This is a genomic window from Bifidobacterium merycicum DSM 6492 (assembly GCF_900129045.1).
Classification (GTDB): Bacteria; Actinomycetota; Actinomycetes; order Actinomycetales; family Bifidobacteriaceae; genus Bifidobacterium; species Bifidobacterium merycicum.
Map to the genome: position 1 here is coordinate 547,589 of NZ_FQTX01000001.1, position 23,551 is coordinate 571,139.

A 23,551-nucleotide genomic window follows, 5' to 3' on the forward strand; every position below is an offset into this window, starting at 1 on the left:
ACACCCCAGCCCAGTCCTCGAACAACGGTGGCGGTTCCAGTGCGCCCTCCCAGTCCACGAGCGGCGGGTCGGGAGCTTCGGGCAGCGGGTCAGGAGCGCCCAATATGAATGGGTGGGATAGTAGCGGCTGGGTGCCGATAGAAGGCTCCGGTAGCGTTGGCAGCAGCGGTACATATTGGTGGTGATGCTATTCCCTTGCTCCTGAGAGGCGACCCAACTTACAAGGAAACCTTGTAGGTTGGGTCGCCTTCTTTTGTCCGCATAGACCTTTCCCGTGCGTGGGCATCGTCCGGTGCCCGCGCGGTCTAGAGAAAGGTCATGTATGGGTTCCAACAAACCCCACAGGCTGCGGCGGTTCGTGAAGGCGGCCGTCGCCACGCTCGCGGCGTTCGCGGCCACGGCGACCATGGGCGTGTCGAGCGCCCAGGCCGCCGTGGACAACCCGACGCTCGCCAGCGAACCGGCGTGGACGGGCGGCGTCATCGCCGGTTTCTTCGGCGCGGGCTACGACGAGTGGCTCGGCTCCTACAACGCGGGCAACGAGAAGGGCTACTGCTACGAGTCCGGCATCCCTACCGCCAGCGCCGCGCAGTACGCGTCCCCGTCCATGGGCTGGACGCAGAAGGAGGACAGCGCCCTGTCCCGGCGCATCGGCTGGCTGCTCGCGTATCCGGGCCAGGAGGACAATTCCCTCGATAACGCGGGCGTGGCCTACGCCATCCACATCCTGAGCGGCATCGACATCGGCCAGCAGGCCACGCGAGCCAAGCTCGCGGGACTGCCCGACTCCACCCCGGTCGGCTTGTGGCATAACGTCACGGTCGGCGGCACGAGGACGCACGAGGGGAACACCACGCTCGGCGCGGTGCGCCAGAAGGCGGCCCAGTTGTGGGCGCAGTCCGAATCCGCCTCCAAGTCCGGCAACCTCAACGTCAAGGAAATCCAGTACACGGACGCCCAGCGGCACCTGCGCACCAAGGAAATCTGGTACAAGGACGGCAACGGCCAGTTCGCCTCCACCGACGTCATCGTCACGCTCGATAACGTCTCCAAGTTCGATGCGGCGGCGAACGGCATGTACGGCGGTACCGTCTCCGCCGATGGAAAGACATGGACCGGCAAGACCCAGCCGAGCCTCGGCGCGGCAGGCCTCCAGCTGCCGTTCACCGCGACCGGCGACGGCGGCGGAAAATACAATGTGAGCTACAAGCAAGTCTGGTACACGTACCAGTACCCGCAGAACGCGCAGGGCTTCCAGCACATGGCGAAGAAGGGCGCTGGAAATCAGGACCCGGTCAAGGTCGAATCCCACGCTTACAACGTGCAGTGGAGCTTCCAGCCGCAGGCCGTGACCGTGACCGACCCGAAGAAGCTCGAACCCGGCGACACGCCCGTCGACAAGGTGACCAGCTCGGTCGGTGACCTCATCTCCGGCACCGGCGCGGACGGCACCACCCACAACACGTGGAACGCGAACACCGAGGTCAGGGCCGAAGGCTATTACTACACGTCCGAGGATGAGGGCATCCTCCAGCCCGTCAAGCGCAACGCGAACGAGACGGTCGACCAGTATCTGGCCCGCGTGAACAAACTGTACGGCAATCCGGTCGCCACCGGTTCGACCGTGTTCACCGCCGCCGGGCAGACCAACACCGTCCGTGCGCAGGCCAACGGCGTGGATTACACCGTGCCCTCCGATTTGGCGGGCTACTACGGCACGTGGGTGTGGGTGATTCGCAAGAACGCCCAGGCCCAGCCCGACCGCATCACGGGCGACTTCGTGGCCGAGGCGGGCAACAAGGACGAGGCGAGCCTGCATCACATCAATATGCAGGTGTCCAGCCAGACGGCGAACGCTACCATCACCGACAACGGCGAACTGGCCGACCGCATCACCCGCGGATAAAGATCTGTTCGGCCGTCAGAACCTTTTCAGGAATTCCTCCGCTTCCTGAACCAGCTGATCGGCCTTGTGGGGATCACTGCCGGATGCTTCCTTCGACTGCTCCGCCTTATCCCAATCCTCTTCGAGCTGATGCACGTAATCGCTCAACTGATTGCTGCATCGCGTGAGCATGGAGGCCTTGGCCTGCCATTCCCGCGTCTCCCTGATGAGTTTCGAGCTTTCGAAGCGAATGCCCAGCTTGTGCCCCAGAGCGTCAAGCAATGCCAGTGTGCCCATCGGGCAGTCGTCGTTGCCCATGTATTGCGGTACGGAAACCCATATCGACGTGCCTGCGAAACGCTGCTCGCGTGCCATGGCCTCCAATACGGTGGTGATGCCCACGGGGCCGCTGTATTCGCCGCAATCGCAATCGCTGTCGCAATCCACGTCGTCACATACGCCGACAGGGAGCGGACGCGTGTGCGTGCAATCCGCGAACATCGATCCGAGCGTGATGACGCTGCCCACATGGAGTTCGCTGGCGATGGACAGCACTTTCTGACAATACTCGCGCCAATGGTAATTCGGTTCGGGGCCGATGAGCGTGATGAGATGCTGGTCGGGGGAGCAGGACACGTCGTAGAACGACGTCTGAGGCCAGACGATGCGCGCTTTTCCATTGACGCGGCATAGCGTCGGACGTGACACTTGGTAGTCGTAATACCCGTCGCAATTGATATGTCGTATTTCGCATGCGTCGTAGGAATCGATGAGATGATGGAGGGCGTTCGTAGCCGACTGGCACGCGTCGTTCCATCCGCCGAATGCGGCGATCAGCGTGGATTCTCGTTCTTCACTCATATAATGCAAGCATAGCTTGCGAATGCTTTGGAAGCGTTGATTTCATGCCGTTTTCTCTGCGGGCGAGCAGGGCGACACGCCGAGTTTGCAAATCACGCGGATATCATTATAGTAGTTACTTGTGCTCAGGCAGGAACGACTGCTAGGAGCACAAGGCGGACATAGCTTAGTTGGTAAAGCGCAACCTTGCCAAGGTTGAGACCGCGGGTTCGAGTCCCGTTGTCCGCTCTAGGTCCGAAGAGTTGACAGACCTTTACGGTGGGTTAGCCAAGCGGTTAGGCAGCGGCCTGCAAAGCCGTATAGACGAGTTCGACTCTCGTACCCACCTCTCGGACTGAGGCGGAGCAATCCGCCTGATTTTTTGCAGACCTGGGCGGTTGGCGCAGAGGTAGCGCACTTCCCTGACACGGAAGGGGTCACAAGTTCGAATCTTGTATCGCCCACTCAAGCTGAAGTGATTCGGCTGAATAATTGAAGATCCGTCATGTACGGGCGATTGGCGCAGCGGCTAGCGCACTTCGTTCACACCGAAGGGGTCGTAGGTTCGATTCCTACATCGCCCACGAATCCTGTCAAGGATTTTTGCGGACATAGCTTAGTTGGTAAAGCGCAACCTTGCCAAGGTTGAGACCGCGGGTTCGAGTCCCGTTGTCCGCTCCATTATTACCCCGCTTCGTGCGGGGTTTCTTGTTTTCAAGCCCTTGTCACATGCCGATAGCGTTGTCCTTATATACGTTCCTTATTCATGGCTCTCTGTGTTTTTCGCTTTCGTATTCGCATTCACGGGTGTTTCGGCTTCGTGGAATGCAATGGAATCGTGAAGAATCGGGGAGGAGTTATCCACATTTTCCGTATGGCTGGACATTGCCATCCCTCATCCGTCATCGTGAAGCGGACAGACCCTAGGAAAGGAGATGAGGGATGGCAGGGAACAAACAATCGGAACAGGGCAGACGAAGGGTGATGCGCATCCGCCGCATGGTGGAGGAACGATGGCGTTCGGCAAGAGCATCCGTCATATGTTTGCTGATCGTATGCGCGTTGGCGGTGCCATGCCTGGCGTGGTCCGCGCAGCCGAAGGCACATGCTTCCGGCGAACGCAGCGCCTGTAGCGCCGCACAGGGAACGGTATCAGGTGCTGCCATGGCGTCGGATACGGAGACGCGGGGTGGGTATGTGGCGGTCGAATCCGCCTTGGGGAACACCTGCCATGCGATGCTCGACTGGCCTCTGCGCAAACCGGTCAGCATGCTGAGGGCATACGACGGGCCGGCCCAACCGTGGTTGTCCGGTCATCGAGGCGTCGACCTGAAGACAATGCCCGGCGAGGAACTTCTGGCGCCAGGCGACGGGGTGATCTCGTTCGCCGGCAAAGTGGCAGGGAAGGACGTGGTCAGCATGAAGCATGGGGAGCTGATCCTCACGTTCGAGCCTGCCGTCACGCAATCCTTTGTGGGGGCTTCCGTCAGACGAGGCGAACGGTTCGCAACCGTGGGCGAGCAGTCCGACCATTGCGACGATGTCTGCCTGCACTGGGGCATCCGCTCCGGCAAGCAGTCCTACCTCGATCCCGCATCGATGGTGTCGCCATACCGCATCGTGCTCAAGCCGGCCCGTTGAAGACAGGCGTTGCCTGCGATGCTATGCCGGGCGCGAGATGCTGGTTTTTGGACATACGAAAGGGGCGCGCATAGTAAATGCGCGCCCCTTGGGAAACCCGTGGCCGGATCAGGCCGACAGGTGGAGGATCACTTCTTCTTGGTGTACATCCGGGTGTTCAGCAGCGTGGCGTAACGCTTGATGACCTTCGGACGGATGACCTTCATCGAAGCGGTCATCAATCCATTCTCCTGCGTGAACTCCTCGGGAAGGATGATGAACTTGCGCACGGATTCGGCGCGGGAAACACCCTCGTTCGCCTGATCGACCCACTTCTGCACCTCGGCGCGGACCGCGGCGTTGTCGGCGGCATCCTTCAAAGACATGTTCTCGTCAAGGCCCTTGCTGGCGAGCCACGGGCGGAGGGTCTCCTCATCCAGCGTGATGAGCGCGGAGATGAAGGGGCGCTTATCTCCGAGCACCAGAGCCTGGGACACGAATTCGCAACGCTTGATGACCTCCTCGATCGGGCCGGGGGCGACGTTCTTGCCGCCTGCCGTGATGATGAGGTCCTTCTTGCGGCCGGTGATGTACAGGAAGCCGTCGTTGTCGATACGGCCAAGATCACCGGTGGCATACCAGCCGTCCTCGGTGAAGGAGGCTTCGGTGGCCTCCTCGTTCTTGTGATAGCGGGGGAACACGGAGGTGCCCTTCACCTGCACTTCGCCATCCTCGGCGATACGCAGCGAGAAACCGGGGAACGCGGTGCCGACGGAACCCTGATGGAACGTCTCCCCGGGAACGGTGAAGGAGCAGGGGGCCGTCGTTTCGGTCAGGCCGTAGCCCTCATACACCGGGATGTTCGCGCCGCGGAAGAACTCCAGCAGCTTCGGGTCGAGAGGCGCGCCGCCAGCCACGATCCACTTGGCACGACCGCCAAGCACCTCGCGCAGCGGCGTGTAGACCATCGGGTCGAACGCGGCGCGACGTGCACGCAGCATCACGGATGCCTTGCCGTTCTCGCTGATCTCCTGCATATAGGACTGTGCGGTGACCACGGCGGAGGCGAAGGCGAGTCCCTTCGGGCCATGACCGGCCTTCTGGGAGGCCGCGTTGTACACCTTTTCAAGCACACGCGGCACCACGATCATCACCGTGGGCTTGGCCACTTGCAGGTCCGCGGTCAACGTCTTGATGCCCTGCGCGATATAGATGTGCAGCTCGCTGGCGACGCAGATGTAGTTGATGGCACGTGCGAAGGAATGCGCCTGGGGAAGGAACAGCAGCACGGTGTTGCGCTTGTCGTTCAGCAATTCGGGCATGTAATCGGGAAGATTGAGCGCGGTGGCGCAGTAATGCTCGTGGGTCATCTCCACGCCCTTCGGCGCGGCGGTGGAACCGGACGTGTACACGATGGAGCACAGATCGGTCTTCCTGACCGATTCGATGCGCTCGTCAAGCTCCTCGTCGCTTACCTTGGCGCCGTACGCCTTCAGCTCGTCGAGACCGCCGGTGGCGATGGTGACGATGTGTTCCAGCGAGGGGCATTCCTCAATCGCCCCATCGGCCTTCTCCCGCATGTCGGTATCCTGCACGATAAGCAGACGGGCGTCGGAATTGTTCACGATGTTGCGGATCTGCTCCGCGGAATCCGTGTCATAGATGGTGGCGAGCACGCCGCCGACGGCCATGACGGCCGCGTCGGTCAGATTCCACTCGTAGCAGGTGCGGCACATGAATGCCACGCCGTCGCCCTTGCGCAGTCCGTACTTCATCAGGCCCTTGGCGATGGCGCGTACTTCGGCGAGGAACTCGTTGGCGGTGCGATCCACCCACTCGTTGCCGTCCTTATAGGTGTACAGCACGTCGTCGCCGCGCCTTGCGGCACGGTCGGCGTACAGGTCGTAAATGGAAACGCCGTCATCCAGCGGCGGATTACCCTGGGTGGTGGAGGTGAGCAGACCGGTCTCCGGATCGATGTCGGTGATGGTCGGACGGTCATGGCCCCATTCATCGGTGTGGGGGAGTGTGATACCGCTTTCGTCCTTGGCCGCGATATTGCCCGCGTAATCGGGCTGGTCCCCGGAATTGCCGCTACCGGGATGCACGAAATCCGTTCCGAGCTTCAGTGCCTTTCGGGTGAGATTGGTGGTCTGCTGCTTCAGCGAAGAGATAACGGACACGTGACGCTCCTTGATACTGTTCTGTTCTTGACTATCCAGTTCTCAAATAAGCCAGTCTAATCCTCTTATCGCGACACGTCACCTTACGGTAGCGTAGGGAAACCGCCACGTCAAACGTTATCAGCCGTACCGTGAACCGTCCGTTTTGTGGACATATACAAAGCGGCTCGGCTCAGTTGGTGGGAAAGGGAAGTCCCCATCACGGGTCTTTGACTACACTGATGCGGCGTAGGAAAAAGGCACGGCCAATAGCTAGAAAGGGCTCTCATGGCTGAACAGAAGGAAGCCACGGTGACCTTCGGTGTGCTCAACGAGACGTCGGATACCGAATCCCGCGTCGCGCTGACCCCCGATATCGTCATCAGGCTCGGCAGGAACGGTGTTTCCTGCATCATCGAAAGCGGCGCAGGCAACGCCGCCGAATACACGGACGAGGATTACAAGGCCGCCGGCGCGACTGTCGCGTCGCGCGACGAGGTCATCAACGCCGCCGACGCGCTGGGCTTCATCGACCGACCGTCCGCGCAGACCATTGCCAAACTCAAGGCCGGTCAGTGGGTGATCGGCATGCTCGGCTCGTTCACCGACGCCGCATACGTCGAATCCCTCGCCAACGCTGGCCTGGTGGGCGTCGCAATCGAAAAGCTGCCCCGTCAGCTCAGCTCCGCCCAGTCCATGGACGAGATGACGTCCCAGAACTCCGTCATGGGTTACAAGGCAGCAATCACCGCCGCCAACGCATACGGTTCGTTCCTGCCGATGATGACCACCGCCGCGGGCACCATCCGCCCGGCCAAGGCGTTGGTGCTCGGCGCCGGCATCGCCGGCCTGCAGACTATCGGCACGCTGAAGCGTCTCGGCGCGGTCGTCACCGCGTACGATGTGCGCCCCGCATCCAAGGGCGAAGTCGAATCCTTGGGCGCCAAGTTCCTCGACCTCGGCCTTGATTTCTCCAAGGGCCAGGGCGAAGGCGGCTATGCCCGTGCGTTGACCGCCGAGGAGCAGGCCCAGCAGCAGGCCGCCGTCGATGAGAAGGCGTCCGGCTTCGATATCGTCATCACCACCGCCAAGGTGCCTGGCCGTAAGCCGCCGGTGCTGCTGACCAAGGCCGGCGTCGACGGCCTGCATCGCGGTGCCGTGATCGTCGATTGCGCCGCATCCGATCTCGGCGGCAACGTCGAGGGCTCCACCGTGGGCGAGCAGGTCACCGAAGGCGGCGTCAAGCTGATCGGCGCCCCGTACCTCGCCAGCGGCGTGGCGACCACCGCATCCAACCTGCTGAGCCGCAACGTGGCCGACGTGCTGACCCACTTCGTGCGTGACGGCAAGCTGGGCATGGATCTGACGGAAGAACTTGACAACGCGCTGGTCGTGGCCGGCCGCGTCGAGTCCGAGGAGAAGAAGGAAGAGAAGTAACATGCCTACGCTTGTTGTATCCATCACGCTGTTCGTACTGGCGTTGCTCATCGGCATCGAGGTCATCGGCAAGGTCCCCGCGACCCTGCACACCCCGCTGATGTCCGGCGCGAACTCCATCCACGGCATCGTCATCGTCGGCGTCGTGATCGTGGCCGCCGAGGCCAACTCCCCGCTCGCCTATGTGTTCATCTTTCTGGCCGCCGTGCTGGGCACCATGAACGTCGTCGGCGGCTATGTGGTCACCGACCGCATGCTCGAGATGTTCAAGTCCAACAAGAACGAGAAGAAGGAGGCGAATAAGTGATGCAGAGCGCAGCCACCGTGGGCGCCATCGATATCGTCGCCTGGTTCGTCTACCTGTTCTCGGCCGTCATGTTCGTGGTCGGCCTGCACTTCATGAACTCCCCGAAGACGGCCCGCAAGGGTAACCGTCTGTCCGCGTTCGGTATGATCGTCGCCGTCATCATGGCCTTCGTCGTGCTGTTCGCCAAGGGATTCGTCAACATCATCGCCGTCGTCGTGCTCGTGGCCGGCATTCTCATCGGCGCCATCGCCGGTGTGGTCTCCGCCAAGAAGGTCAAGATGACCGACATGCCGCAGCTCGTCTCCGTGTTCAACACCGTGGGTGGTGGTGCCGCCGCGCTCGTGGCCCTGAACGACGTGCTCACCAAGGACGGCACCCCGGATCTCGTGGTCCTCATCACCGCCGGCCTCGGCATTCTCATCGGCTCCGTCACCTTCACCGGCTCGCTGATCGCCGCTGGCAAGCTGCAGGGCATCAAGTGGGTCAAGAAGCTCAGCCTTCCGGGCAAGGGCGTGTGGAACGTGCTGTTCGCCGTGCTCGCTATCGCCTCCCTCGTCATGCTGTGCGTGCAGCCGCAGCAGCGTCTCATGTGGTCGATCCTGACCACCGTGTTCGCTCTGTGCTACGGTCTGGTCTTCGTCATCCCGATCGGCGGCGCCGATATGCCCGTCGTGATCTCCGTGCTGAACGCCTGCACCGGTACCGCAGTCGCCATGAGCGGTCTGGCCATCGACAACGTGGCCCTGATCGTCGCCGGCGCACTCGTCGGTTCCGCCGGCGTGACCCTGTCCATCCTCATGGCCCAGGCCATGAACCGTCCGCTGCTCTCCGTCCTTGCGGGCGGCTTCGGCGGCGGTTCCGGTTCCGCCGCCGCGGGCGATGGCCCCGAAGGCACCATGAAGGAAACCTCCTCGGACGATCTGGCCGTTCAGCTGGTCTACGCCGACAAGGTCATCTTCGTGCCGGGCTTCGGCTTGGCCCAGGCGCAGGCGCAGCGCGAACTGGCCGATCTGGGCGAACTGCTCAAGGGCCATGGCGTGGAGGTCTCCTACGCCATCCACCCGGTCGCCGGTCGTATGCCCGGCCACATGAACGTCCTGCTCGCCGAAGCCAACGTGCCTTACGAGGAGCTCGTCGATCTCGATGAGATCAACCCGCAGTTCCCGCAGGCCAACGTGGCCCTGGTCGTCGGCGCGAACGACGTCACCAACCCGGCCGCACGCAAGCCCGGCACCCCGGTCTCCGGCATGCCGATCCTCGACGTCGACAAGGCGCAGAACGTGGTCGTCATGAAGCGTGGTCGCGGTACCGGTTACGCCGGCATCCAGAACGAGCTCTACTTCGAGGACAACACGCAGATGTTGTTCGGCGATGCGAAGAAGAGCCTGCAGGCCGTGATCGCGGCCGTCAAGGAGCTGCTGAACTGATAGCGTGACGCTCGCCCGCTAAGGCGCCGCAGCGTCATCACCAGAGCAGGCCGCTCGGTTGCGCAAGGCCTCTCCCGTGGATTACGGGAGAGGCCTTGCCGCGTTTTCGGGAGGTCTTTCGGGAGCGTTTCGGCTGAACTACGCGGAACGCGACACGCGAGTTATCCACATTTCCACAATTTTCGGCGAACCGGTGGCGACGCCGATACGACCTGTGCCACAGTGTCCATACCCATTACAAACAAAGGAGTTGCAATGAGCACGACATTCAATATGGACGACATGGGTCTGCTGCAGGAGTTCAACAGGCTGGGCAGACGGTTCGACGAGATGACATCACATGAGGCTTTGGGCAAGGTGCTGAATGGCGATGATCCGGTTTCGCCGTGCCGGCCGTTCGAAACCGATGAACGGTTGGCCGGCATGGTGGACGATCTGTTCGGTAACACCTCATGGTCCACGACGCTGCTGGCGGCCACGGTCGTGCCCGATGGGCGATTGACGCGGATCTGCCGTGATTTCATCTCGAACTGCGCCAATACGGTACGTGCCCATGGCATCAGCGTCTGGCTGTACGACCTGATTAACGACGCCGCGATCGCGATATCCCTCGACCGGCCCACGGAACGCATGCCGCCGCTGATCCGCCTGTGCGAGGGCGACGAGCTCGCCCGACGATGCAGGCCGAATGCCGGGAAACGTTACGGCGGTAGGAAGAAGCGTGAATTGGATATGACCGAGCACATACATCAGATGTATCGACTCGGCGCGTACGTCATGCTGCGTTGGGGCGCCGACGAGCCACGATCCGAAGCCATCGCCCGGATGATGCTCGCCGATGGCGGTCTGGGCATGTGCATGCTCAAGGAGGATGCGAAGGTGATGGCGATGGGTCCGTCACCGGACATGCGTTACCTCAGGGTGATCGACTATCTTGATGAACTTCGTGCGGCGGCGGATAAGGAATACGCGTATGCCGAACACCCCCACGTCAAAGCGCTTGCCGAGCGCGTCGCGGAGTGCTTTATGGATGATCTCAAGGCGGATGACCGTTACCTGTATGATGCGGACAAACTGATCGAGGCATATGCGGCGTTGTGGGATACGCGGACCATGCCATCCGAACGGATGCGCGGCGACCTGGAATTCAGACGTGTCAAACCCGATTGCGCACTGTGGGAGAATCCCGTGTATCTGCGCGAACTGGCCATATCGCTTATGGGAGCCAACGGTTCGGCGGATCTGGTACAGGGCTTCGAACAGCGTGACCGTGAACGTTTTGAACGTGGACGGGAATATCTGCAGAGGCTGAGGGGGATCGTCGAACTGCGGGGAATCAAGATGTTGCCGCCGATCATGGTCGTGTTGGGCAAAGCATGGGCGGATGACGTGGAACCGGCGTCGAACGTCGAGAGGACCAGGATGCTGCGCGGATATTGGAGATGCGGCGACGATGCCGCCGTGGTGGTGCTGTCGCGTCTGATGTATGACGGCTCCGCGAGGAAGGCCGCCACGGCCATTGCGGCATGCGATGTCGAGGAATACGTGGCGGCGTTCCCGATGCTGGGCGGTGGTTCATCCGACGGTGGTTCATCCGACGGTGGTTCATCCGACGGTGGTTCATCCGACGATGGTTCGTCCGGTGGTTCGTCTGGTGGTTCGTTCGACGATGACGATGCGTCCGATGAGCGCGATGACGAGAGGGGAGTCGTCGTTCTTGCCTGATTCGTTCGCCGCCCAGGGGCGTGAACGAGGCCGGACATGGGGCGTATATCGTATTCCGGATGCCGTATGCCGCCGCCCGGCCTCGTCCGATTCCATGGATATCGCGAACAGGGACCGCATAGTGGACATGCCGCGAGCGTGGGTTGACCCTACAACGGTTGTAGGGTTTAGGGTTTCCTGAGGAAATCAGTCAAGGAGAGGACCCGCGGGAAACCATGGAGAGGAATCTGACGACAGGCAGCGTGTTCAAAACCATCATCACCTTCGCGTTGCCCTATCTGCTTTCGTATTTTCTGCAGACGTTGTACGGCATGGCCGACCTGTTCATCGCCGGCCAGTTCATCGGGGTGGACGGCATCACCGCCGTGGCGAACGGCAGCCAGGTGCTGTACATGCTGACCGTGGTAATCGTTGGACTCGCCATGGGCGCGACCGTCACCATCGGCCATGCGGTCGGGGCGAACCGGTTCAGCGACGCGGCCAGAGTCATCGGCAACACCATCACGTTGTTCATATGCCTGGCGGTGGTGCTTACCGTGACGTTGCTGTGCAGCGTGCATGGCATCGTCGCGCTGATGGGGACACCGGTCGAGGCGGTGGACGGCACGGCCGCATACCTGAGCATATGCTTCGCCGGCATCCCGTTCATCGTCGCCTACAACGTCATCAGCTCCATCTTCCGCGGTCTGGGGGATTCACGAAGCCCCATGTATTTCATCGCGGTCGCCTGCTTCTGCAACATCGCGCTCGACTATCTGTTCATGGGAGCGCTGCATATGGGGCCGTCCGGCGCTGCGTTGGGCACCACGCTCTCCCAGACGATCAGCGTGATCGTCGCGCTCATCGCCATCAGGCGCAAGCGCACCGGCATTCATGTGGGTGCCGGCGACCTGCACCCGCAAAGGTCCGTGCTCAAGGAGATCCTGACGATCGGCGTGCCGACGGCGGTGCAGGACGGATGTATCCAGGTCGCCTTCATCATCATCACGGTCATCGCCAATTACCGTGGGCTTGATGACGCCGCGGCCGTGGGCGTGGTCGAGAAGGTGATCAGCGCCCTGTTCCTCGTGCCGTCATCCATGCTGGCCACCGTATCCGCCGTGTCCGCGCAGAACATCGGCGCCGGCAAACCGGCACGCGCACGACGGACGCTTCGGTACGCCACCGCCATCACCGTCATCTACGGCATTGTCATCTCGGTCGTCGTGGAGTTGACGGCAAGCTCCGTCGTCGGCCTGTTCACCGCCGACACCGCGGTGATCGTGCTGGGCACGCAGTACATCCGCAGTTACATCATCGACAGCATCTTCGCCGGCGCCCACTTCTGTTTCAGCGGTTTCTTCGCGGCATATGGCCGTTCCTACATCGGGTTCATCCACAACATCGTGGCCATCACGCTCGTCAGGGTCCCGGGATCGTATCTCGCGTCGAAACTGTTCCCCGACACCCTGTTCCCCATGGGGCTCGCGGCCCCCGCCGGTTCGCTGCTCTCCGTGCTGATCTGCCTGGGCTTCTACTTCTGGCTCAAGCGTCGCAGCGTGCTTTCGGCAACGGGGGTGAACGTTGACGGCGAAGCGTGACGAGGCGGATCACGCCATGCCGAAGGATGCGAGGCTGTTCCGCATCGGGCAGGTGGCTCGCATGTTCAACATCTCCCTGGGCTCGCTTCGTCATTACGAGCGATGCGGGTTGCTGGAACCCGCATACGTCGATCGGCGTACCGGATACCGTTACTATGGCGTCAAGCAGTTCGAGGTGCTCAACACCATCCGCTATCTGCGGGTGTTGGATATGCCGTTGGAGCAGATCGCCGAGTTCCTGCATAATCGCGATGTCCGCGTCATCGAGGACAAGCTGGTCGCGCAGAAGGCCCTCATCGAGCGCAAGCAGCATGAACTGGAGATGATCTCCAGGAAGATCGGGCATCGGCTGGAACGCTTGCGTGATGCCGTGGATACGGACCTTGACGTGATTCGACTGGTCGATCAGCCGGCCTGCAGAATCGCGTGGATCCGTGATTCGCCGACGCTTGATTCGTATCTTGGATTGGAATATTCAATCCGTCGTCTGGAGGAGCGGCAGGACGATCCGATGGTTTTCCTCGGCAATGTCGGCGTGGGTGTGTCGGCCGAGAATCTGGAACAGGGACGATATGACGATTACGGTCTGGTGTTCCTGCTGCTCGACGACGAGGACGAGTATCGGGGCGAGACCGTGGAACTGCCGGAAACGAAATGCGTGCGCGTCCGATTCGGCGGCAGTCACGGCGACGCCCCGGAACGATATCGTGCAATCATGCGCTATATCGGGGAGCATGGTCTCGAGGTCGCCGGGTTCTCGCGTGAGATCGCGCTCATCGACGAGGGACTGACCTCCGACCCCGAGCGTTTCGTGACCGAAATAAGCGTGCCGGTCCGGCAAGTGCGGCAGTAGGGGGAATCCGGGAACGAAGAGGCGGGAAGCCAGCCGCGCGATCGCGGCTCGACTTCCCGCCTCCTCGTATGTCATGACGTGTCGTATGTCATGACGTGTCGTATGTCATGACATGGCCGGACGGTTACTTGACGCTTTCCTTGAGTGTCGGTGCAAGGGTGCCGGCCAGCGCACGCTCGCCCGGCCTTGCCAGCGGGCCGACCAGCTCGTGTGCGGTGTACGGTTCCTCGAGATAGTCGATGTCGCTGGGGCTCAGATGCACGCCGAGCGCCTCGATGGCATCGTCCACGCGTTCCGGCTTCGAGCAGCCGACGAGGGGAGCCGTCACGCCCTTGGCCCAATGCCATGCGAGGGCGACCCGCGCCATCGGCACGCCGAGCCGTTCGGTGACTTCGTGCACGCGTTCGATGATCGGCATATCCTGCGCACGCGCCCGGTCATACTTGTTGCGCATGGTGCCGTCGGTGGAGCCACGCTTGGAACCGGAATCCCAACCCATGTGGGTCAAATGCCCGGACGCCATGGGGGAGTACGGCGTGAGCGCCACGTCATATTGGCGGCAGACGGGGATCATCTCGCGTTCATCCTCGCGGTACAGCAGGTTGTAATGGCATTGCATGCTGGTGAACTTGGTCCACCCGTTCGCCTCCGCCACGGTTTGCAGGGTATGGAACTGGTAGGCGTACATCTCGCTCGCACCGAGAGCGCGGACTTTGCCGGCCTTCACTAGGGAATCCAACGCCTCCATGGTCTCCTCGATGGGAGTGCCATAGTCGAAACGGTGGATGATGTACAGGTCGAGATAGTCGGTGTCCAGACGCTTGAGCGTGCCGTCGATCTCACGTTCGATGGCTTCGCGGGACAGATGCCCCTCGTTGAAAAGGAGCTCAAGGCCGGCCAGGCGGTGCGCGTCCCCGCCGATACGAAGCATTGGCATGGCGCGGCTCCCGGCGAATCGTTCTCCCATCTCGCCTTCATGGTCCCGACCGGCGATCCGAAGGCGATAAGCAACGAATGGCTCGAGCCCGTGGACGCCGAAGCATACAACGCGCTCAGCTGAACCGGATTCCACGAAAGACGCAATCGCTGAAGACCGCACCCGAAACGGTGCGGTCTTTTCACATTCGAGGGAATGTCGCTACGCTAACTGCCATTATCATGATATTGCTAACGGTTTTTAGCCGAGGAGGGCGTCATGAGGAGAAGCGATACGCGGCAAAGGATCATCGAGGAGGCTTTGCACCTGTTCGCATCCAACGGATATGATGCGGTCAGCGTTTCGCAGATAGCGCAGGCCGTGGGTATCAAAGCCCCGTCCCTCTACAAGCATTTTCCCAGCAAAAGGGCCATTTTCGACGCGATTGTGGAACACATGAGGCAACTGGACGCGGAGCACGCGAAACAGGCCGAAGTGCCGGGGATGGACGAGGAGGAAGCCGAATCCGAGATCGACGCCCCCGAGCCGGCGAAACTGCGCGCGTTCATGGTCGACCGGTTCCGTTACTGGACGGAGGACGGCCTCGCCCACGACTACCGGCGCATGCTCACCCTCGAACAGTACAAGTCATCGGAGAACATGGCCATGTACCAGAAGGTGCTCGGCAGCGGACCGGTCGCATACATCGAGGACATGCTCGGCGCGATGCTCGACGAGGGGCTGCTGCGCGGCGACGATCCGAAGAGGATGGCGATCGAACTGTATGCGCCGTTCTTCCTGCTGGTTAGCGCCGCCGACGCGGTGGAAAGCAAGAACGCCCGCCGTCGCGTGCTCGACATCTTCGCGAAGGGCGTGGATGACTTCATGGCCAGATACAAGGCGTAGCGCGGCATGTCCGCATGGCGGCGGGCCGCCTTCGCGCGGGTCCACCCCGCGGATATACTGGGAGCCCGGTGATGGGACTCGCCTGGGATTCGTATGGATCCCGAACCGCAATTCCGCTGATGGTTCCTGCGACATGCGGGTGTGCCATGCCTTAAGGCCGGGTTTCCACGCGGCACCCCGCGGAAAAGAGGGTGTATGGCACGATTACATATCATTCGTCTTAATCTCGTATGCGTGGTGTTCCTCGGAGGCTGCGTCGGCACCGCATTGCGGTACTCGCTTTCGGGCCTCGCCGACCTTGGTCCGTTCCATGTCGGGACGTTCGCCGCCAATATGATCGCATGCTTCGCGTACGCGGCGTTGTCCGCTTGGCTGGGCGGTACCGGCAGGATCGCCGGTCGCGCGAAAGAGTACGTGAACCGCGGATTCGGCATGGGCATGTGCGGCGGCCTGTCGACGATGTCCACGCTCGCGCTTGAGGAGTTCATGCTGCTGCGCGGCGGCGATGCCGCAGGATGCGCGTTGTATTGCATTGTGACGTTCGCCGTGGGCTGCGTACTCGCCTACGCCGGGGTGCTCGCCGGTCTGCGTCTCGCCGGTGCGGGGAATGGGAAGGAGTCGAACCGATGAACGCGTTCATCGTCATGGCGGTATGCCTGTGCGGCGGCGTCGGGGCTTCGGCGCGGTACATCTGCGATTCGTATATCAAGGCCTTCTGGAGGAAGGCGTTCCCGCTGTCCACGTTCGCCATCAACATCGTCGCCGGGTTCCTGGCGGGACTGGTCGCCGGCCTGTACGCGGATTCGGCCATGTCCGGGCAGGCGCGTCTGCTGATGGCCACCGGTTTCCTCGGCGGGTTCTCCACGTTCTCGACCATGATGAACGAATCCGTGACCCTGTTGCGCGGCGGGAGGACCGCGGTGTTCGCCGGGTATATGGTGGCATCGATCGTCGCGCCCGTGGCATGCGCCGCGCTCGGATTCCGTTGCGCCGCGTGAGGGGAACGGCCATGGCTTCCAAAGCGGGCACGCCGACGCATGTGGAGCATGGGTTCGGACCGGTGTGGGACGCCGGGTCGCGCGTGTTGGTGCTCGGTTCCATGCCCAGTCCGAAATCCCGTGAGATGCGGTTCTACTATGGTCACCCGCGCAACCGGTTCTGGCCGGTCATGGCCGCGATCTTCGGTGACGGTTCCTGCCTGTGCGAAGAGTGCGACGATCCTGCGCAGGTGGTGAGCGAACGCACCGATTTCGCGTTGCGTCACCATGTGGCGTTGTGGGACGTGATCGCCTCCTGCGACATCGTGGGCGCAAGCGACGCCAGCATCCGCAACGCGGTGCCCAATCGTCTCGCCCCGCTCGTCGCCGGATCGCGTATCGGCCACGTCTTCACGACCGGCGCCACGGCCGCGCGTCTGTATCGCACGCTGTGCGCGCCCGCATTGGAGGCGGCCGGATTCGCCGACCTGCCCATGACGCGCCTGCCGTCCACCAGCCCGGCCAACGCCGGCATCGGTCTGCCGGCTCTCATCGAGGTGTACGGATGCGTGGCCCGGGCCGCCGAATCGTAGGCCATCGCCGGTCCGCGGGCGTCGCCGGTGCGCGCGAGCGTGGACCGTCACATCATGTCCATGAGCATGTAGCCGAGCATCAGCTGCATGCGGTTCTTCAAGCGCGACAGATCCATGCCCAGCACGTCGCCCGCCTTGGCGATCTTGTAGTTCACGGTGTTGCGGTGGACGAACAGGTCGGCGGCGGTGTCGCGCACGCTGCCGTTATGGTCGAGATAGCCTCGCAGCACGTCGGTCAGATCCGTCCCGTTCTCCTTGTCGTATTCGAGCAACGGGCCCAGCACCTGCCGGTAGTATTCCTGTGATATCTCCGGATCCTCCACGCCGAGCAGCACGCGGTAGGCGCCGAGATCGTCGAAGAAATTGATCCGGTCGTCCAGTTTGCCTCTCGATTGCAGTTTCAATATGGATTCGGCCTGGCGATGGCTTTTGCAGATGCAGCGGATGCTCTGCGTCAGCTTGCCGACGCCGATCGAAACGGTCTCCTTCCCGCGCAGCGCACGTTGCGTGGTCTCCAACACACCTCGCCCGACGTCGCGCAGCTCCTCCGGGCTGGTGCAGTGGACGACGGCCACGATCCGTTCCCATTCCCCGTAGGTGGCGCTGAAACGGACTCGGCGGCGCAGGTATTTCCGCACGGTTTCGCTCATCGCGTCGATGCGCTTGTACGGATCGTCGGCGAAATCGTCAAGACGGATGATGATGACCGCGTAACGCCACTCTATTTCGAAATGGAATTCGGACAGCGCGGGGATGTACAGTTCCTGCCGGTCGGGGTAGGAGATGGCGTTGCGGAACGCGTTGCCGATCATACGGTCCTTCGTCTCCTCGTCGATGAGGCGGCGGCACAGCGGGCGTGCGATGCTTTCGAAGGGGACGTCCTTGGGGATGGCGAACAGGGGGAAGGCGTGTTCATCGCAGAAGGTCGTCACCTCTTCGGGGATGTGGTCGATGTAGTGGCCGGTGTCGAGGGCGACGCCCGCCGCGTCCCTCGCATACAGGGTGCGCACATAGGACATCAGGTCGTCATCGCCGCCCAACGCGACGCCGGTGGTGAGGATGAGCTCGTCACCACCCAGATAATCGCTGAGCATGGTGGACTCCAGCACATGCACCCACGTGACCCGATGTGTGAGACCGTCGGATCCGGCTAGCAGATCAAGCCTTGCGTCGGGGCATCCATCGAGCAGCTCCCTTAATTCCAAAGCCATGCGTAATCTCCCTGAAACATTGATGTAACGGCGTATCGGCGGTCGTTCTCCGATTACTTGGATGCTTTGGAAGCCTATCGGCGCCATATTGCGCCCTCCTACGCAGGTCCGCATTCCGAACGGCCTGAGTGTGTTAACAAATCCACGCCGATTGTGCCCGGGCACATTCGTTTTTGGGTCGGGGCGGCTGGAGAAGGAAAACGGAAACCAACATACTGAAGTCAGTTCACGCCGAAGAATCCAGCTGAACGGATCGCGCGAACCACGATCCACACCAAGCATCGCAAGGAGGACAGCATCATGAAGCTGCAGGATACCGGACTGACCTTCGAAGACATCAAGGGCAAGGTCAACAAGTACATGATCGAAACCTACGAGCGTTTCGACTTCCTGGCCGATCACGCCAAGGGCGTCTACATGTACGACGAGAACGACACCCCGTACCTCGATTTCTACGCGGGCATCGCCGTCAACTCCGTCGGCAACTGCAACGAGAAGGTCGTCAAGGCCATCCAGGACCAGGCCGCCACGCTGATGCAGACCTTCAACTACCCGTACACCGTGCCGCAGGCCCTGCTCGCCGAGAAGATCTGCACCTCCATCGGCATGGACAAGATCTTCTACCAGAATTCCGGCACCGAGGCCAATGAGGCCATGATCAAGATGGCCCGCAAGTACGGCGTCGAGAAGTACGGTCCGGAAAAGTACCACATCGTCACCGCACGCGAATCCTTCCACGGCCGCACCTTCGGCGCCATGTCCGCCACCGGCCAGCCGGACAACGCCTGTCAGATCGGCTTCGGCCCGATGACCGAAGGCTTCTCCTACGCGCCGTTCAACGATCTGGAAGCATTCAAGGCCGCATGCAACGAGAACACCATCGGCATCATGGTCGAACCGGTGCAGGGCGAGGGCGGCGTGCACCCCGCGACCCAGGAGTTCCTTCAGGGCCTGCGTGAATTCTGCGACGAGAAGGGCATCCTCCTGCTGCTCGACGAAGTGCAGTCCGGCTGGGGCCGTACCGGTGCGCTGATGTCGTACATGAACTACGGCATCAAGCCCGACATCGTCTCCATGGCCAAGGCGATGGGCGGCGGCATGCCGATCGGCGCGATCTGCGCCACCGACGAGGTCGCCAAGGCGTTCACCATGGGCTCGCACGGCACCACCTTCGGCGGCCACCCGGTCTGCTGCGCCGCCTCGCTCGCGGCGGTCACCGAGATCATCGACCGCGACCTGCCCGGCAACGCCAAGAAGGTCGGCGCCTACTTCATCGACAAGCTCTCCAAGCTGCCGCACGTCAAGGAGGCCCGCGGCCAGGGCCTGTTCGTCGGCGTCGAATTCGACGGCACCATCAACGCCGTCGACGTCAAGCACGGCTGCTTCGACCGCAAGCTGCTCATCACCGCCATCGGCAAGGACGTGATCCGCATGGTCCCGCCGCTGATCATCACCGAAGAGGATGCCGACAAGGCCGTGGCCATCATCGCGGACGCCATCGATTCGCTTTCCGAATGACCTCCGATCTGATCGGAAGGCACAACGCATGAAAGGCGGAACAGCATGAAGCACATGGTCATCACCATCGGCTGCGAATACGGTGCCGGCGGTCCGGAGATAGGCAGGATGCTCGCCGACGCGCTCGGTATCGAATACTACGACCGCGATCTGGTCGACAAGATCGTCAACGATCTGGACGTCGACAAGGAGCTGGTCGAGAAGGCCGACAAGTCGACGAACGTCCCCTACACCTTCGAAACGACGCTGGGCCCGCGCTACGCGAACCTGACGAACCGGGTGATCTCGCTGCAATACCAGGCCATGCACAAGATGGCCGAGAAATCCTCCTGCGTGATCATCGGACGCAGCGCGAACTACCTGCTGCAGGACCGCGACGATCTGGTCAACATCTTCATCTACGCGCCGGAGGAGGACCGGGTGCGAGCGGTGATGGAACGCCAGTCGGTGAGCGAAGCCAAGGCGCGGGAGATCATCAGCTACAACGACGAACGCAACCGCAGCCGGCACCAGTACATCACCGGCACGAACCGCGGCGACCGCACCCAGCGCGACCTGCTCATCGACAGCAGCCTGCTGGGCTGGGAGAAGACCTGCCAGTACCTGCTCCTGCTGGTGGAAATGCTGAACGAATAACACACGATCCGCCGTGCGGCCCGGGGAGTGAGGACCGCACGGCGATGCCATCGCACAGGACGCATTCGGAAGGAACGACGATGGAAACACATACAAGAACAAATTCGAATTTCAACAAGACCTTCAGTTCCATGGACATCCTGATGATCGCCTTCGGCGCCATGATCGGATGGGGATGGGTGGTTTCCACCGGCGACTGGATCGGCACGGCCGGCGTCGTCGGCGCCATGCTGGGCTTCATCCTCGGCGGCGTGATGATCTTCTTCATCGGCATGGCCTACGCCGAACTGACGCCCGCCATGCCGGAATGCGGTGGCGAGCACGTGTTCAGCATGAGGGCCATGGGGCCGGTCGGCTCGTTCATCTGCACCTGGGCCATCATCCTCGGCTATGTGAGCGTCGTATGCTTCGAGGCGTGCGCGTTGCCGACCATCATCACCTACGTGTGGCCGCAGTTCCTGCAAGGCTACCTGTATTCGGTCGCCGGATTCGATATCTACGCCACCTGGCTGGCCACGGCCATCGTCTTCGCGGTGTTCATCACCGTGATCAACATCATGGGCGCGAAAACCGCCGCCAAACTGCAGAACATCCTGACCCTCGCCATCGGCGCGGCCGGCATCCTGCTCATCGCCGCATCCGTGGTCACCGGCAACCCCTCCAACCTGGAAGGGCAGATGTTCGCCGGCAGCGGCATGCAGGGCATGATGAGCACCATCATCAAGGTCGCCGCCGTCAGCCCGTTCTTCTTCATCGGCTTCGACGTCATCCCGCAGGCCGCCGAGGAGATCAACGTGCCGCTCAAGAAGATCGGCAAGATCCTGATGCTCTCCATCGTCCTCGGCGTCGGCTTCTACGCCTTGGTCATCTTCTCCGTCGGCTACGTCATGAACGGCAGCCAGATCGCCGCATCCTACAACGGCAGCGGCCTGGTCACCGCCGACGCCATGGCGAACGCCTTCCACAGCACCATCATGGCGAAGGTGCTGATCCTGGCCGGCATGTGCGGCATCATCACCAGCTGGAACTCGTTCATGATCGGCGGCAGCCGCGCCATGTACTCCATGGCCGAGTCCTACATGATCCCGAAGTTCTTCGGCAAACTGCATCCGAAGACCAACACCCCGTACGTTTCCATCCTCGTCGTCGGCCTGCTCAGCGTGCTCGCCCCGTTCGCCGGCCGCAAGATGCTCGTCTGGATCGTCGATGCCGGCAACTTCGGCTGCATCCTCGCCTACTGCATGGTCTCCCTGTCCTTCATCATCCTGCACGTGAAGGAACCGACCATGCCCCGCCCGTACAAGGTGAAGCATTGGAAGTTCATCGGCGCCATGGCCGTGCTCATGTCGGCCATCATGATCATGCTTTACATCCTGCCCGGCACGGGGGTCACCCTCGCCCCGCAGGAGTGGGCGATGGTCGCTGGATGGACGCTGCTCGGCGTGGTGTTCTTCATCTTCAGCAAGCTCGTCTACAAGGAGAAATTCGGCTATTACGCCCAGCTCACCGTCGGCGAAACCGCCGGAAACGAAACCGAGGAGGACACGTCCATCCCGGCACGCGCGGCGACCAATCTCATGGCCGTGGAGGCCAGCGCCCCGGACGAGTGGAACCACGGCTTCGACTACTTCCTGCCGGTCAACCTGGTGTTCGGCCAAGGCAAGGTGGAACAGGTCGGCAAGATCGCCACCGTTCACGGTTCGACCGCGATGATCGTTACCGGCGGCAATTCCGTCAAGCGCACCGGCACCTACGACAAGGTCCGCACGCTCCTTGAAAACGAGGGCATGGACACCGTCCTGTTCGACAAGGTCACCCCCAACCCCCTGACCACCACGGTCGAGGAAGGTGCGAAACTGGCCGTCGAACGGCACGCCGACGTCATCATCGGCCTCGGCGGCGGCAGCGTCATGGATGCGGCCAAAGGCATCGCCTTCATGGCCATGAACGACGGCGACGTCACCGAATACATCTACGGGGAGAAGACATCCGACAAGGCCCTGCCGCTCATTCTCGTGCCCACCACCTTCGGCACCGGTTCGGAATCCAACGGGTTCGCGGTCATGACCAACCCCGACAACGGCGACAAGAAATCCCTGCGCAGCCCAGCGCTCGTCGCCACCGCGTCCATCGTCGACCCCGACCTCATGCGCAGCATGCCGAGCGGTGTCATCGCGGCCAACGGATGCGACATGCTCTGCCACTGCATCGAGGCCTTCACCGCCAACAACGCCCAGCCGTTCACCGACGCGCTCGCACTGTACGCGATCCCGCTGATCGCCAACAACATCGTGAGCCTGTACCGTGGCGAAGGCACCGACGAACAATGGTCCAAGGTCTGCCTGGCCGGCACCATCGGCGGCATGGTGATCAACACCGCCGGCATCACGCTGGGCCATGCCATGGAACATCCGGTCAGCGGCCTGAAGGACGTCACCCACGGCAAGGGGTTGGCGGCCATCGAACCCAAGGCCATCGAGGCGACCTGCAAGTACAACCGGTTCAAGTTCGGGCGCGTCGCGAGGATCCTCGGCGGCTTCACCGCGGAGGATTGCGCGCCACGCATGAGGACGCTGCTCAAGGATCTCGACCTCGACGTGACCCTCACCGACCTCGGCATCGAAAAGAAGGACATCCCGTGGCTCGCCGGCAACGCCCGCAAGGTCTCGCCCGGCAACCTGGTGAACACGCCCGGCTCCGAACTCGTCACCACCGAGGAATCGTTGGAGCGGCTTTACGAGTCGATGCTCTGAAACAGCCCGACGCTTGGTCCAAGGCGGGGCCCGCACCGAACCTACGGTGCGGGCCCCGCCTTTTCGTGTGCCGCGAATCCCGTGTCGAGTGGGATAAGCTTGTAGGGAACGAGTTTTTCGTCTTGTTCGAACAGACCGGCACGTGAGAGAACGCCATGGGGAACGACCGCCGGGTCGACACGGCCGAAACACAACGAAGTGAAGT

General features: G+C 62.0%; 19 protein-coding genes, 5 tRNA genes, 1 pseudogene and 1 riboswitch. Of the genes and pseudogenes, 21 read left to right on the forward strand and 4 right to left on the reverse strand.

Annotation, left to right across the window (positions count from 1 at the left end; all coding sequences use genetic code 11):
• Window positions 1–322 precede the first annotated feature (322 nt).
• Window positions 323–1,906 (forward strand): hypothetical protein, encoded by a 1,584-nt coding sequence (locus BUB29_RS02135; protein WP_033522870.1) that lies wholly within the window; start codon window positions 323–325, stop codon window positions 1,904–1,906.
• 15 nt (window positions 1,907–1,921) lie between these two features.
• On the opposite strand, the gene BUB29_RS02140 is transcribed toward BUB29_RS02135, so the two are convergent.
• Window positions 1,922–2,746 (reverse strand): PAC2 family protein, encoded by an 825-nt coding sequence (locus tag BUB29_RS02140; RefSeq protein ID WP_033522869.1) that lies wholly within the window; start codon window positions 2,744–2,746, stop codon window positions 1,922–1,924.
• Between the two features lie 155 nt (window positions 2,747–2,901).
• Between BUB29_RS02140 and BUB29_RS02145 the strand changes: the two genes are divergently transcribed.
• The 6 genes from BUB29_RS02145 to BUB29_RS02170 all read left to right on the forward strand — a co-directional run bounded on the left by BUB29_RS02145 (window position 2,902) and on the right by BUB29_RS02170 (window position 4,366).
• A tRNA-Gly gene (locus BUB29_RS02145) sits at window positions 2,902–2,974 on the forward strand.
• Between the two features lie 29 nt (window positions 2,975–3,003).
• Window positions 3,004–3,074: transfer RNA gene (locus BUB29_RS02150), tRNA-Cys, on the forward strand.
• A 43-nt stretch (window positions 3,075–3,117) separates the two neighbouring features.
• A tRNA-Val gene (locus tag BUB29_RS02155) sits at window positions 3,118–3,189 on the forward strand.
• A gap of 47 nt (window positions 3,190–3,236) precedes the next feature.
• A tRNA-Val gene (locus BUB29_RS02160) sits at window positions 3,237–3,309 on the forward strand.
• A 21-nt stretch (window positions 3,310–3,330) separates the two neighbouring features.
• Window positions 3,331–3,406 (forward strand) — tRNA-Gly (locus tag BUB29_RS02165).
• A 261-nt stretch (window positions 3,407–3,667) separates the two neighbouring features.
• Window positions 3,668–4,366: a M23 family metallopeptidase gene (locus tag BUB29_RS02170; protein WP_234356095.1), complete on the forward strand. Its 699-nt coding sequence runs from the start codon at window positions 3,668–3,670 to the stop codon at window positions 4,364–4,366.
• A gap of 128 nt (window positions 4,367–4,494) precedes the next feature.
• On the opposite strand, the gene BUB29_RS02175 is transcribed toward BUB29_RS02170, so the two are convergent.
• Window positions 4,495–6,528 (reverse strand): AMP-dependent synthetase/ligase, encoded by a 2,034-nt coding sequence (locus tag BUB29_RS02175; RefSeq protein WP_033522868.1) that lies wholly within the window; start codon window positions 6,526–6,528, stop codon window positions 4,495–4,497.
• A gap of 267 nt (window positions 6,529–6,795) precedes the next feature.
• Here BUB29_RS02175 and BUB29_RS02180 point away from each other — a divergent pair, with 267 nt between their 5' ends.
• The 6 genes from BUB29_RS02180 (at window position 6,796) to BUB29_RS02205 (ending at window position 13,836) form a co-directional block, all read left to right on the forward strand.
• Window positions 6,796–7,944: an NAD(P) transhydrogenase subunit alpha gene (locus BUB29_RS02180; protein WP_033522867.1), complete on the forward strand. Its 1,149-nt coding sequence runs from the start codon at window positions 6,796–6,798 to the stop codon at window positions 7,942–7,944.
• A gap of 1 nt (window position 7,945) precedes the next feature.
• Entirely contained in the window at window positions 7,946–8,251 is a 306-nt protein-coding gene (locus tag BUB29_RS02185; protein ID WP_033522866.1) for an NAD(P) transhydrogenase subunit alpha part 2, read from the forward strand.
• Entirely contained in the window at window positions 8,251–9,678 is a 1,428-nt protein-coding gene (locus BUB29_RS02190; protein ID WP_033522865.1) for an NAD(P)(+) transhydrogenase (Re/Si-specific) subunit beta, read from the forward strand. The genes BUB29_RS02185 and BUB29_RS02190 overlap by 1 nt, the downstream gene beginning before the upstream one ends.
• Before the next feature lie 255 nt (window positions 9,679–9,933).
• On the forward strand, window positions 9,934–11,403 hold the full coding sequence (locus BUB29_RS09775) for a hypothetical protein (RefSeq protein WP_051915059.1): 1,470 nt from the start codon (window positions 9,934–9,936) through the stop codon (window positions 11,401–11,403).
• A gap of 215 nt (window positions 11,404–11,618) precedes the next feature.
• Window positions 11,619–12,983 carry an MATE family efflux transporter gene (locus tag BUB29_RS02200; RefSeq protein ID WP_033522864.1) on the forward strand — a complete coding sequence of 455 codons (1,365 nt, stop codon included), beginning with the start codon at window positions 11,619–11,621 and terminating at the stop codon, window positions 12,981–12,983.
• The gene (locus tag BUB29_RS02205) at window positions 12,967–13,836 is read left to right on the forward strand and encodes a MerR family transcriptional regulator (protein WP_051915061.1); all 870 of its coding nucleotides are present in this window, start codon (window positions 12,967–12,969) and stop codon (window positions 13,834–13,836) included. The genes BUB29_RS02200 and BUB29_RS02205 overlap by 17 nt, the downstream gene beginning before the upstream one ends.
• A 124-nt stretch (window positions 13,837–13,960) precedes the next feature.
• On the opposite strand, the gene BUB29_RS02210 is transcribed toward BUB29_RS02205, so the two are convergent.
• Window positions 13,961–14,773, reverse strand: a complete 813-nt coding sequence (locus BUB29_RS02210; RefSeq protein ID WP_234356096.1) for an aldo/keto reductase — start codon at window positions 14,771–14,773, stop codon at window positions 13,961–13,963.
• Between BUB29_RS02210 and BUB29_RS10030 the strand changes: the two are divergent.
• From BUB29_RS10030 to BUB29_RS02235, 5 genes and pseudogenes are all read left to right on the forward strand, one after another.
• Window positions 14,711–14,896: pseudogene (locus tag BUB29_RS10030) on the forward strand (cupin domain-containing protein); the annotation flags it as partial. The gene BUB29_RS02210 and the pseudogene BUB29_RS10030 sit on opposite strands and share 63 nt — an antisense overlap.
• 135 nt (window positions 14,897–15,031) lie before the next feature.
• Window positions 15,032–15,658: a TetR/AcrR family transcriptional regulator gene (locus tag BUB29_RS10250; protein ID WP_033522863.1), complete on the forward strand. Its 627-nt coding sequence runs from the start codon at window positions 15,032–15,034 to the stop codon at window positions 15,656–15,658.
• A 58-nt stretch (window positions 15,659–15,716) separates the two neighbouring features.
• Window positions 15,717–15,794, forward strand: a riboswitch (Fluoride riboswitch).
• A 59-nt stretch (window positions 15,795–15,853) separates the two neighbouring features.
• Window positions 15,854–16,288 (forward strand): fluoride efflux transporter FluC, encoded by a 435-nt coding sequence (locus tag BUB29_RS02225; protein ID WP_033522862.1) that lies wholly within the window; start codon window positions 15,854–15,856, stop codon window positions 16,286–16,288.
• Entirely contained in the window at window positions 16,285–16,656 is a 372-nt protein-coding gene (locus BUB29_RS02230; RefSeq protein WP_033522861.1) for a fluoride efflux transporter FluC, read from the forward strand. Before BUB29_RS02225 ends, BUB29_RS02230 begins: the two co-directional genes overlap by 4 nt.
• Window positions 16,657–16,667: 11 nt before the next feature.
• On the forward strand, window positions 16,668–17,228 hold the full coding sequence (locus tag BUB29_RS02235) for a DNA-deoxyinosine glycosylase (protein WP_033522860.1): 561 nt from the start codon (window positions 16,668–16,670) through the stop codon (window positions 17,226–17,228).
• Between the two features lie 47 nt (window positions 17,229–17,275).
• Here the strand turns inward: BUB29_RS02235 and BUB29_RS02240 are convergent, their stop codons facing one another.
• On the reverse strand, window positions 17,276–18,439 hold the full coding sequence (locus BUB29_RS02240) for a PucR family transcriptional regulator (RefSeq protein ID WP_033522859.1): 1,164 nt from the start codon (window positions 18,437–18,439) through the stop codon (window positions 17,276–17,278).
• Between the two features lie 300 nt (window positions 18,440–18,739).
• Here BUB29_RS02240 and BUB29_RS02245 point away from each other — a divergent pair, with 300 nt between their 5' ends.
• The 3 genes from BUB29_RS02245 (at window position 18,740) to BUB29_RS02255 (ending at window position 23,346) form a co-directional block, all read left to right on the forward strand.
• A complete protein-coding gene (locus BUB29_RS02245; RefSeq protein WP_033522858.1) occupies window positions 18,740–19,957 on the forward strand; it encodes an aspartate aminotransferase family protein in 1,218 nt (405 codons plus the stop codon).
• A gap of 45 nt (window positions 19,958–20,002) precedes the next feature.
• Window positions 20,003–20,593 (forward strand): cytidylate kinase-like family protein, encoded by a 591-nt coding sequence (locus tag BUB29_RS02250; RefSeq protein WP_033522857.1) that lies wholly within the window; start codon window positions 20,003–20,005, stop codon window positions 20,591–20,593.
• A gap of 80 nt (window positions 20,594–20,673) precedes the next feature.
• The gene (locus BUB29_RS02255) at window positions 20,674–23,346 is read left to right on the forward strand and encodes a bifunctional amino acid transporter/iron-containing alcohol dehydrogenase (protein WP_033522856.1); all 2,673 of its coding nucleotides are present in this window, start codon (window positions 20,674–20,676) and stop codon (window positions 23,344–23,346) included.
• Window positions 23,347–23,551: the final 205 nt, after the last annotated feature.

Coding starts and splice junctions, on each gene's coding strand:
- BUB29_RS02140 (WP_033522869.1), bottom strand. CDS start 2,746: ATGAGTGAAGAACGAGAATCCACGCTGATCGCCGCATTCGGCGGATGG.
- BUB29_RS02180 (WP_033522867.1), top strand. CDS start 6,796: ATGGCTGAACAGAAGGAAGCCACGGTGACCTTCGGTGTGCTCAACGAG.
- BUB29_RS02170 (WP_234356095.1), top strand. CDS start 3,668: ATGGCAGGGAACAAACAATCGGAACAGGGCAGACGAAGGGTGATGCGC.
- BUB29_RS02235 (WP_033522860.1), top strand. CDS start 16,668: ATGGCTTCCAAAGCGGGCACGCCGACGCATGTGGAGCATGGGTTCGGA.
- BUB29_RS02255 (WP_033522856.1), top strand. CDS start 20,674: ATGGAAACACATACAAGAACAAATTCGAATTTCAACAAGACCTTCAGT.
- BUB29_RS02135 (WP_033522870.1), top strand. CDS start 323: ATGGGTTCCAACAAACCCCACAGGCTGCGGCGGTTCGTGAAGGCGGCC.
- BUB29_RS02225 (WP_033522862.1), top strand. CDS start 15,854: ATGGCACGATTACATATCATTCGTCTTAATCTCGTATGCGTGGTGTTC.
- BUB29_RS02230 (WP_033522861.1), top strand. CDS start 16,285: ATGAACGCGTTCATCGTCATGGCGGTATGCCTGTGCGGCGGCGTCGGG.
- BUB29_RS02245 (WP_033522858.1), top strand. CDS start 18,740: ATGAAGCTGCAGGATACCGGACTGACCTTCGAAGACATCAAGGGCAAG.
- BUB29_RS09775 (WP_051915059.1), top strand. CDS start 9,934: ATGAGCACGACATTCAATATGGACGACATGGGTCTGCTGCAGGAGTTC.
- BUB29_RS02200 (WP_033522864.1), top strand. CDS start 11,619: ATGGAGAGGAATCTGACGACAGGCAGCGTGTTCAAAACCATCATCACC.
- BUB29_RS10250 (WP_033522863.1), top strand. CDS start 15,032: ATGAGGAGAAGCGATACGCGGCAAAGGATCATCGAGGAGGCTTTGCAC.
- BUB29_RS02185 (WP_033522866.1), top strand. CDS start 7,946: ATGCCTACGCTTGTTGTATCCATCACGCTGTTCGTACTGGCGTTGCTC.
- BUB29_RS02190 (WP_033522865.1), top strand. CDS start 8,251: ATGCAGAGCGCAGCCACCGTGGGCGCCATCGATATCGTCGCCTGGTTC.
- BUB29_RS02210 (WP_234356096.1), bottom strand. CDS start 14,773: ATGCCAATGCTTCGTATCGGCGGGGACGCGCACCGCCTGGCCGGCCTT.
- BUB29_RS02250 (WP_033522857.1), top strand. CDS start 20,003: ATGAAGCACATGGTCATCACCATCGGCTGCGAATACGGTGCCGGCGGT.
- BUB29_RS02240 (WP_033522859.1), bottom strand. CDS start 18,439: ATGGCTTTGGAATTAAGGGAGCTGCTCGATGGATGCCCCGACGCAAGG.